Origin of the sequence: Olsenella profusa F0195 (genome assembly GCF_000468755.1) — a bacterium.
GTDB classification, from domain to species: Bacteria; Actinomycetota; Coriobacteriia; order Coriobacteriales; family Atopobiaceae; genus Olsenella_F; species Olsenella_F profusa.
In genome coordinates, this window is the sequence record NZ_AWEZ01000025.1 from 1 (window position 1) to 7,310 (window position 7,310).

Sequence of the window (7,310 nt, forward strand, 5' to 3'; positions counted from 1 at the left end):
TCTATCAAAAACAGCCTGCGACGAGGCCGTCGACCTCGCCGAGTACGACAGGCTGATGGCCGGGGGCGCGCGACGGGCGGGGCCGAGCGAGTCGGTCATGAGGCGCGCGAGGGCGCTGTTCATCTCGCGCGGGGTGGTGTCCGGGTTCCTCGGCGGCGCCACGGCCCAGGAGGCCCGCGCGGTGGACGCGCTGCTCGGCGCCGAGCTGGAGCCGGGGGAGGCCCACGAGGGGAGCGCCTGATGAGGGGGGCGCGGTCCCCGCAGCTCAAGCGCTTCGGGGGCCACGGCTGCCCGCAGGTCGCGCTCCCGGACGGGTACGGCCCGGCGCGGCTCGGGTCGCTCGCGTCCCTCGACTCCGCGGAGGGCTTCGTGTCCCGCGGCAGGACCGGGCGGGGCAAGACGCACCTCGCGACGGCGATCGGCGCGGGGGCGGTCTCGCAGGGGCGCCCCGTGCGCTACCACGAGACGGCGCACCTGGTGAGGCAGCTCGAGCGCGCCAGGGAGGACGGGAGGCTCGAGGCCGCGCTCAGGGACGCGACGGCCGCCGACCTCGTGATACTCGACGAGTTCGGCTACGTGCCGATCGACGTCGAGGGGGCGAGGCTGCCGTTCCAGGTGGTGCCCGACTGCCACGGGAGGCGGAGCCCCATGATCACGACCAACATAGAGTTCTCCAAGTGGGGCACGGCGCTCGCCGACGACAAGCTCGCCGCGGCGCCCGTCGACCGCGTCGCGCGCCACCCGAGGCTCGTCGAGTCCGACGGCACGAGCCACCGGATGGACCACGCGCTGATGCTGGAGGGGGCGGAGTGATGGCACGCATGCCGTCCACGAGAGGAGGGAGTTCGTCGCGGCGAGGGAGAGGGCCCGGGCCGAGGGCCTCTGCCCGGTCGACCTGCTCCCCGAGTCCTGCACGAACCACTGGGACCTCTTCGAGCCCCGTCGCGGCCTCGGCTGCCGCGGGTGCGCCTACACGTACGAGGAGCTGGCGGAGATGGTCGCGGGCGGAGCGCACGGGACGGGCGGGTCGGCGGGAGAGGGGGGCCGGGACGACGACTGGCAGATAGGCTTCTGACGGCTACCGGAACGGGGCGGCAGGGCATGCGCTGAGCGAAGTGTCGAAACTCGACAGCGCAAAGTGTCGATTTCTACTTGACTGAACACACCAGATTCACCACCGCAGGCCCTAGCCGCTCAGCCCTCCCCGCTCGGCATGGCCATAGAGCTCGCGCTCACCACGGGTATGCGACGGGGGGGCGAGGTCTGCGCCCTGCGCTGGTCCGACCTCGGGGAGGACGGCACCATCACGGTCTCCCACGCGCTCGGCAACGCCGAGGGAGACTTCTACCTCAAGAAGCCCAAGACCCAGAGCTCGCGCTGGACAATCCCCCTCACCAGGCACACCTGGCAGGCCCTGCGCGACATGCGCGCCGAGTCCATCCGGAAGATGGCGGCCTTCGGCCTCTCCGGCGACCCCTTCATCCTCGGCACTCAGGAGCCCGACAGCCGCCCCTACAATCCCACCCAGCTGGGGAAGGACTTCGCTGCCTTCTGCAAGATGAATGGCTTCTCCTGCACCTTCCACGACCTGCGCCACACCTTCGCCATCATGATGATCGCAGCGGGCATGGACGTCCGCACGGTGACGAGCTACCTCGGGCACGCAAGCGTGAGCATGACCCTCAACATCTACACCAACGTAGACTCGGACGCTAAGAGGGCGGCGGTCTCGCCCATCGAGTGCGACCTCCTCGGTAGCGATCCCGCCCCCGCATCCAAGGGGCTCACCTTCACGGTCGACCAGCTCGAGGCCATGCTCGCACAGGCCAGGGCAGCCGAAGCGGGTGCGGCGTAAGGTCGCAGATGCGACCTTACCGGGTTTTAAGTCGCAAATTGCGACTTAAAACCACCGGTTCAGCCCCTTTGTGATTCCAGATTGGCACTTCAAAGGGGTCTCTGACCAGCTAAGGTGCCAAATTGGCACCTTAGCTGGTCAGCCCGCAGGATCAGCCCGAGCCATGTCTTGAGGTTACAGCTTGTGACTTCAAAGGGAACAGACAAAGGCCATCTGATATTGCCAATACTTATACACTTCTGTTAAACTCTTGCCATGAGACATTTTGAGAAGCTGTACGACATAACGGCCGACAACTACGGCGTCATCACCGCCGCTGAGGCCAGAGAGGCCGGCATCGCGGGGGCCGAGCTCACGCGCTGGACCAGGTCCGGACGGCTGGAGCGGGTGGGGCACGGCGTCTACCGCCTCACCCACTGGGTACCCACGGGAAAGGAGCGCTACGCCGAGGCCCTCGCCCTCGTGGGGCCCGGGTCGGTGCTCTGGGGGGAGTCGGTGCTGGCGCTCCTGGGGCTGGCCTACGTCAACCCGCCCAGGGTCCTGGTCGCGCCCGACCGCCGGGTGCGCCGAGACCTGCCCGCTTGGGTCGGCCTCGCCGACAAGCCCGTGTCCCGCATGGCATCCTACGAGGGCATCGCCTGCCAGGAGCTCTCCGAGGCTATACGGGCCTGCCGTGGCCGCGTGCTCACGGAGCGCCTGAGGCAGGCCGAGCGCGAAGCCTGGGATGAGAGGCTCATCGCGAGGGAGGACCACGAGAGGCTCGAGGAGGAGCTCGCATGACGAATGGCGAGAAAAAGAGGAAGCGCCCCAACAGCAGGCGCAACCTGGACATCGCGATCGACCGCATGGCGGTCAGGCGCGGGGACCCACTGCGCGTGCGCAACGCCATGGCGGCCGCCGTCGTGGCCCAGATGATCCCCGACGGCGTCATCAAGGGCGGCAGCGCCCTCAAGCTGCGCTACGGTGACGCCCAGACCCGCTTCACACGCGACCTCGACGCAGCCCGCTCGGTGAGGCTCGACGAGTTTGCCGATGACCTGAACCGCAGGCTACGCGAGGGCTGTGAGGGCTTCACCGGCAGGCTCGTGCCCCGGCAGCCGGCGCACCCGGCCGGCATCGAGCCCAGATACGTGATGCAGCCCTTCGATGCCAAGCTCGACTACAATGGCAAGCCCTGGGTGACGGTCCCCGTGGAGGTCGGCCACGACGAGATAGGCGACGCGGACGAGTTCGACGTCGGCATCTCGTCCGATATCGTCTCGATGTTCGAGGAGCTCAGCTTCCCCGTGCCCGCCCCGGCGCACCTCATGCCCCTGCGCCACCAAATCGCCCAGAAGCTGCACGCAGCGAGCGCCCCAGGCAGCGAGCGAGCCCACGACCTCATCGACCTCCAGCTCATCGTGAGCAACACCCCCAACCTCGACCTGGCCGAGGTGCGCGTCACCTGCGTCAGGCTCTGCGCCTACCGCCAGGAGCAGACCTGGCCACTGACCATAGCCGGTGGCCCGAACTGGGAGGAGGCCTACCGGGCGCAAGCAGCGGGTCTCGGCGTTCTGCCCACGGCTACCGAAGCCATCGAGTGGGCGAACAGCCTCATCGCCAGGATCGACGCCGCCCGCTAGACAGGGCCCGGAACGCCACCGCCAACGGCAAGCACAGGGCCACGGCGGCAAGGTCCGCCACGGCCCAGGCCAGCTCCTCGCGCCACCGTCCGCTCACTTAAGCAGATCGTTCACGTGCTTCTGCACGGCCGCGTAGTTCGAGCCCAGGCGGCGCTTGCACTCCCCGCCGCTGCCGTAGTCGCCGCGGATCACGGCTTGGGCCAGGGTGTCGATGTCGATGGTCTTGGAAGCCGAGCTCTTAGCCGTCTTCGTTTGCGAAGTGTAGTCCAGGCAGATCCAGCCCGCGCCGGACTTGAGCCGCCCCCAGAGCCGGAAGTCTCCACGATGGTGTAGATGCCACGGTCGCGGAGGCGGCCGACCTTCGCGTATCCGGTTCCCGGCCCCTTACGGATGTTGAGCGCGTCCACGGTCACCTTCGCGAGGAAGCTGCCAGACTTGCCGTCCCCTTTCGTGGTGGAGGATCCGCCTTTGTTCTCAGACTTCGTGGAGTCGTCCAGTCGCGTGTTGACCTCCTGGGCCAGCTTTCCCATACGGGCGTGCAGCCACGCTCCCGGGCAGGCCGTAGAGGCGAATACGCGGCGCTCAGTCAGGAAGCCCGACCCGTCATCCGTGTAGCTCAGCCGGAAGCCGTATCTCTTGCAGATGTCTACGCACAGCGAGACGAGCGCATCCTAGGTCTTCTGGGTCATCTCCCCGGTCGAGTTGTTGACGTTCCCGCATTCGATGGTGATTGTTCGGTTGTCGTTCCAAGCCGAGGAGGATGTCCAGGCACGGTCGCACTCGTCCACAAACATGGCGATGTCGCCATCGACGCCGATGCAGTAGTTGGATCTCGCCTGTCTGTTCGTGCGGGCGAAATAGTCGGCGCGCTGCTTCCCAGACCACTTCGCAGCCATGTAGTGCGGTGTGATCTTGCACACCCGGCAGCCGCCGCGCCCGGCAGAGTGGTTCTTGGTAATACGCGAATACGTGCACAGCTTACTCTTCGTCATCAGCACCCCTCCCGTCGGCATCCAGCCCGTCCGAACACTTCTCCTCGTCACTCATCTGAGCCCTCCTCAACTGTCGGTGCCTCCACGTGCTTGCCAATCTCCGCCATCACCGGCGACAGCACCGCCATCACCAGCGCGACCACAAGCGCCCGCCACTCCGGCGACAGCACCCACACACACCCACCGGCAAATCCAAATTCGCGACGAGGGCGCCCAGCACCCCTTGCACGCAGGTCCGCGCCAGACGCCACCACCACTCGTTGCCTGTCAGGAACTCAGTCATGCGAAGCCTCCTTCTTCTCGAGAGATTCGACATCATTCCGAAGGACTGCCACGTCCCGTTCGAAGAGATAGATGCGCTTCACCAGGCAGTTGTGCTTCTCGACCCTGCGCGTGCGCTCGTCGAGCTTCTGCTCCATCACCGCGCGAGACCGCGAGTTGCTTGCCACCACGCCCGCCAGTGTGACGGCACCCCCGATGAGCGCGACCAACACCGACTCCAACAGAAAGGCCCTCTTCGATGACGTCCCTGACAGGGACAATCGTCTCAGGGGATCACAAGTTGATCTTGCACCTGGCACGCATGCATCGGGAATAGAATAGGCTGCATAAGGTATATCGGTTGATGCAGCTTACAGGGAACGGGACAAGCATGGACAGCGAGGAAACGGGCTTGCGGAAGCCTAGACAGAAGGGATTCGACATAGCGGTCGCCAACGCATTCGCGCAGGGGGCCGCGCAGGCAGGCAAAGCCGTGGGAACCGCAGCTGCGGGCGCGGCCGGTACGGTTGCCGGAGCGGCCTCCGCAGGGGCAAAGGCGGCAGCCGAAGGCGCAAGGCAGGTCCATCAGGCGTTCGGTGGGAGTGCGGCGAAGAGTTTGAGGGCAACCTAAAGGGTGATAGCGGAGCCTACCGCACCCCGGAGCCCATCGTGGACGAGCGCGAGTACATGGAGATCGACAGGCTGACGGAGAGGTATGAGCGCCTCACATCGCCCGGCGTTCTGGCAAAGGCAGGAAAGAAGGTCGCGGAGGCGACCCCGGAAAAGGTGAAGGAGCTAACGGGCCATGTGGGCGCCGCCGCCAAGGAGACCTTCCATGGGCTTACCGAACAGGAGCTCGTCGCCAATGCCCTAAAGGCCGCTGCCGACGGCTTCGACAAGCTCGAGGAGCAGGCAGCGAGGATGACCGTCGGCAGGGAATTCGCCCTGTGATCGATAAACGCCGGCCCACAGGAGGAGAAGGTGTCATCGCTGGATGAGATCTGTCTGCTGAGATCCTATGATGTCGCCAAGGCCGCAAACAAGACCTACGGTCAGCACATGGGCGCGGCCGCAGTCGAGGGAGGCGCTACTGGCGCGGTTGGCTTCTGGGGAATCCCGACCAACTTCGCTCTGAGCATGCTCGTGTACTTCAGGGCAGTCCAGTCGGTGGCCATGATGTACGGGTACGACGTCAAGGAGGACCCCGACGAGCTCATGATAGCCGGCCAGGTGTTCTCCGCATCCATGTCCCCAGGCTCCATGGTGCTTCGGCGGATGACTACGTGGGCAAGGTCCTTTCTCTTTGCCGGGGTCGCAAGCGTCGAGCAGGCTGCCAAGAAGGGTTGGACCGCCATGATCCAAGAGGGCGGGACCGCGCTGCTCATCGCCCAGATGAGGGCTCTCGCCAACAAGGCGGCCCAGAAGGCGCTCGTGAAGAATGGTACCAAAGGCCTGGAGAACAGTATATTCAGGAACGTGCTCAAGCAGGTCGGCTCGAAGCTGGCCCTGAAGAACGTCGTGAGGATAGTCCCGCTCTTCGGGGCGGGCTTCGGACTTCTGTTCGACACTGCGCAGATGGACAAGGTCATCAAGTTTGCGGACACCTTCTACCACAAGCGCTTCATCATGGAAAAGCCCGAGCGCGTACACCTCCTCACAGGGATTGACATAGACGGGGACAAGGATCCGGCTGAGGTAGAGCCAGAGGTCGAGTAGCACTACTTCGCGGTAAGATAACTCTCCTGCCCCTCCTGGTCGATCACGCACATGGAGGCCCCGTATTTGCTGCTCGAGTACGCCGTTCCGTTGCCTCCCACGAATGCCGTGTCCTGATAGAAGCACCCCATGCCGGACGCGCCGCTGGGCAGCTCCCACGTGTTGTCCACGTAGATCGTGGTGAACGCAGGGCAGCTGGCAAAAGCGTATAGGAGGTCTGTCAGCTTTGACGGGTCGAGCCCCGTCAGGTCCAGCTCGGTTATCCCCTTGCATGAAGGTTCCGTCAATAGTCTTTCGCACTTTCTCCAACTGGGTCCCCGCCCCAGTCATTGTCTCTAGTCGTCCTGCCATCCCTTGAGCACCTCCCTCTCGTCCCATCCCCGGAGCAGATCGGCGTCGAGGTAGCGCCTGCTTCTCCAGCTGCCCTCGGCCACGTACTCGCACCTGGCCGCAGCCAGCATCACGGCGGCGGTGCCCGCCGGGAAGCTCCCGACCGCGTCGGTGCATCCCTCGATCTCCCTGTTCAGCCGCTCGATGCCGTTGTTGGCCCTGATCCTCCTCCAGCGCTCCGGCGGGAGGAGGGCGTAGGCGGGCGTCCCCTCCGCGCCGGACTCGACGGCCCCTGCCGCGGCCTCGGGCTTCGGCGCCCCGAGCTCCGAGGCGACCTCGCGGTCCTTTGCCAGGCACTTCGCCCCGCTCTCCTGGGCGCGGATCGCCTCGAGGGACGCCGCCAGGGCCTCCCTCCTGGCCCTGGGCGCCTTGTCGAGCACGTTGCGGCGCCGAGGGTCTTGCGATCGAGCCTGGAGGCCGTGGCGGGCGGGACGCGCGGGCCCCAGAGGATCTCGGAGACGTCCTCGACCCTGC

The 7,310-nt window shown here is 65.9% G+C and carries 12 protein-coding genes; 7 read left to right on the forward strand and 5 right to left on the reverse strand.

What is annotated here, in order from left to right; genetic code table 11:
* The 5 genes from HMPREF1316_RS14335 to HMPREF1316_RS03400 form a co-directional block, all read left to right on the forward strand.
* The coding region (locus HMPREF1316_RS14335) for a hypothetical protein (RefSeq protein ID WP_040651194.1) at positions 1 to 241 on the forward strand (241 nt) is incomplete at its 5' end.
* Entirely contained in the window at positions 241 to 813 is a 573-nt protein-coding gene (locus tag HMPREF1316_RS03385; RefSeq protein WP_021725530.1) for an ATP-binding protein, read from the forward strand. The genes HMPREF1316_RS14335 and HMPREF1316_RS03385, both read left to right, overlap by 1 nt.
* Positions 814 to 1,213: 400 nt before the next feature.
* Complete coding sequence (locus HMPREF1316_RS03390; RefSeq protein ID WP_021725525.1) at positions 1,214 to 1,855, forward strand: site-specific integrase; 642 nt, start codon at positions 1,214 to 1,216, stop codon at positions 1,853 to 1,855.
* 255 nt (positions 1,856 to 2,110) lie between these two features.
* Entirely contained in the window at positions 2,111 to 2,635 is a 525-nt protein-coding gene (locus tag HMPREF1316_RS03395; protein WP_021725531.1) for a type IV toxin-antitoxin system AbiEi family antitoxin domain-containing protein, read from the forward strand.
* Positions 2,632 to 3,477, forward strand: a complete 846-nt coding sequence (locus HMPREF1316_RS03400; RefSeq protein ID WP_021725523.1) for a nucleotidyl transferase AbiEii/AbiGii toxin family protein — start codon at positions 2,632 to 2,634, stop codon at positions 3,475 to 3,477. Before HMPREF1316_RS03395 ends, HMPREF1316_RS03400 begins: the two co-directional genes overlap by 4 nt.
* A 93-nt stretch (positions 3,478 to 3,570) precedes the next feature.
* Here HMPREF1316_RS03400 and HMPREF1316_RS14950 read toward each other — a convergent pair whose 3' ends face one another.
* The 3 genes from HMPREF1316_RS14950 to HMPREF1316_RS03415 all read right to left on the reverse strand — a co-directional run bounded on the left by HMPREF1316_RS14950 (position 3,571) and on the right by HMPREF1316_RS03415 (position 4,963).
* Positions 3,571 to 3,846, reverse strand: coding sequence for a hypothetical protein (locus HMPREF1316_RS14950; protein WP_084620827.1), 276 nt, complete (start codon positions 3,844 to 3,846; stop codon positions 3,571 to 3,573).
* Positions 3,847 to 4,148: 302 nt separating this feature from the next.
* Positions 4,149 to 4,469 carry a peptidoglycan recognition protein family protein gene (locus tag HMPREF1316_RS13100; protein WP_021725533.1) on the reverse strand — a complete coding sequence of 107 codons (321 nt, stop codon included), beginning with the start codon at positions 4,467 to 4,469 and terminating at the stop codon, positions 4,149 to 4,151.
* 275 nt (positions 4,470 to 4,744) lie between these two features.
* Positions 4,745 to 4,963 carry a hypothetical protein gene (locus HMPREF1316_RS03415; protein WP_232204419.1) on the reverse strand — a complete coding sequence of 73 codons (219 nt, stop codon included), beginning with the start codon at positions 4,961 to 4,963 and terminating at the stop codon, positions 4,745 to 4,747.
* Between the two features lie 436 nt (positions 4,964 to 5,399).
* Here HMPREF1316_RS03415 and HMPREF1316_RS14340 point away from each other — a divergent pair, with 436 nt between their 5' ends.
* Both HMPREF1316_RS14340 and HMPREF1316_RS14345 read left to right on the forward strand, forming a co-directional pair.
* Positions 5,400 to 5,681 carry a hypothetical protein gene (locus tag HMPREF1316_RS14340; RefSeq protein WP_021725526.1) on the forward strand — a complete coding sequence of 94 codons (282 nt, stop codon included), beginning with the start codon at positions 5,400 to 5,402 and terminating at the stop codon, positions 5,679 to 5,681.
* Between the two features lie 30 nt (positions 5,682 to 5,711).
* Positions 5,712 to 6,446: an EcsC family protein gene (locus HMPREF1316_RS14345; protein WP_021725522.1), complete on the forward strand. Its 735-nt coding sequence runs from the start codon at positions 5,712 to 5,714 to the stop codon at positions 6,444 to 6,446.
* Positions 6,447 to 6,448: 2 nt separating this feature from the next.
* Here HMPREF1316_RS14345 and HMPREF1316_RS14640 read toward each other — a convergent pair whose 3' ends face one another.
* Both HMPREF1316_RS14640 and HMPREF1316_RS03430 read right to left on the reverse strand, forming a co-directional pair.
* Entirely contained in the window at positions 6,449 to 6,733 is a 285-nt protein-coding gene (locus tag HMPREF1316_RS14640; protein WP_040651200.1) for a hypothetical protein, read from the reverse strand.
* A gap of 48 nt (positions 6,734 to 6,781) precedes the next feature.
* The coding region (locus HMPREF1316_RS03430) for an IS256 family transposase (protein WP_021725527.1) at positions 6,782 to 7,310 on the reverse strand (529 nt) is incomplete at its 5' end.

Excerpts from the sequence above, each read along its gene's own strand:
- HMPREF1316_RS03395 (WP_021725531.1), top strand. The coding sequence starts at position 2,111 with ATGAGACATTTTGAGAAGCTGTACGACATAACGGCCGACAACTACGGC.
- HMPREF1316_RS13100 (WP_021725533.1), bottom strand. The coding sequence starts at position 4,469 with ATGACGAAGAGTAAGCTGTGCACGTATTCGCGTATTACCAAGAACCAC.
- HMPREF1316_RS03400 (WP_021725523.1), top strand. The coding sequence starts at position 2,632 with ATGACGAATGGCGAGAAAAAGAGGAAGCGCCCCAACAGCAGGCGCAAC.
- HMPREF1316_RS03385 (WP_021725530.1), top strand. The coding sequence starts at position 241 with ATGAGGGGGGCGCGGTCCCCGCAGCTCAAGCGCTTCGGGGGCCACGGC.
- HMPREF1316_RS03390 (WP_021725525.1), top strand. The coding sequence starts at position 1,214 with ATGGCCATAGAGCTCGCGCTCACCACGGGTATGCGACGGGGGGGCGAG.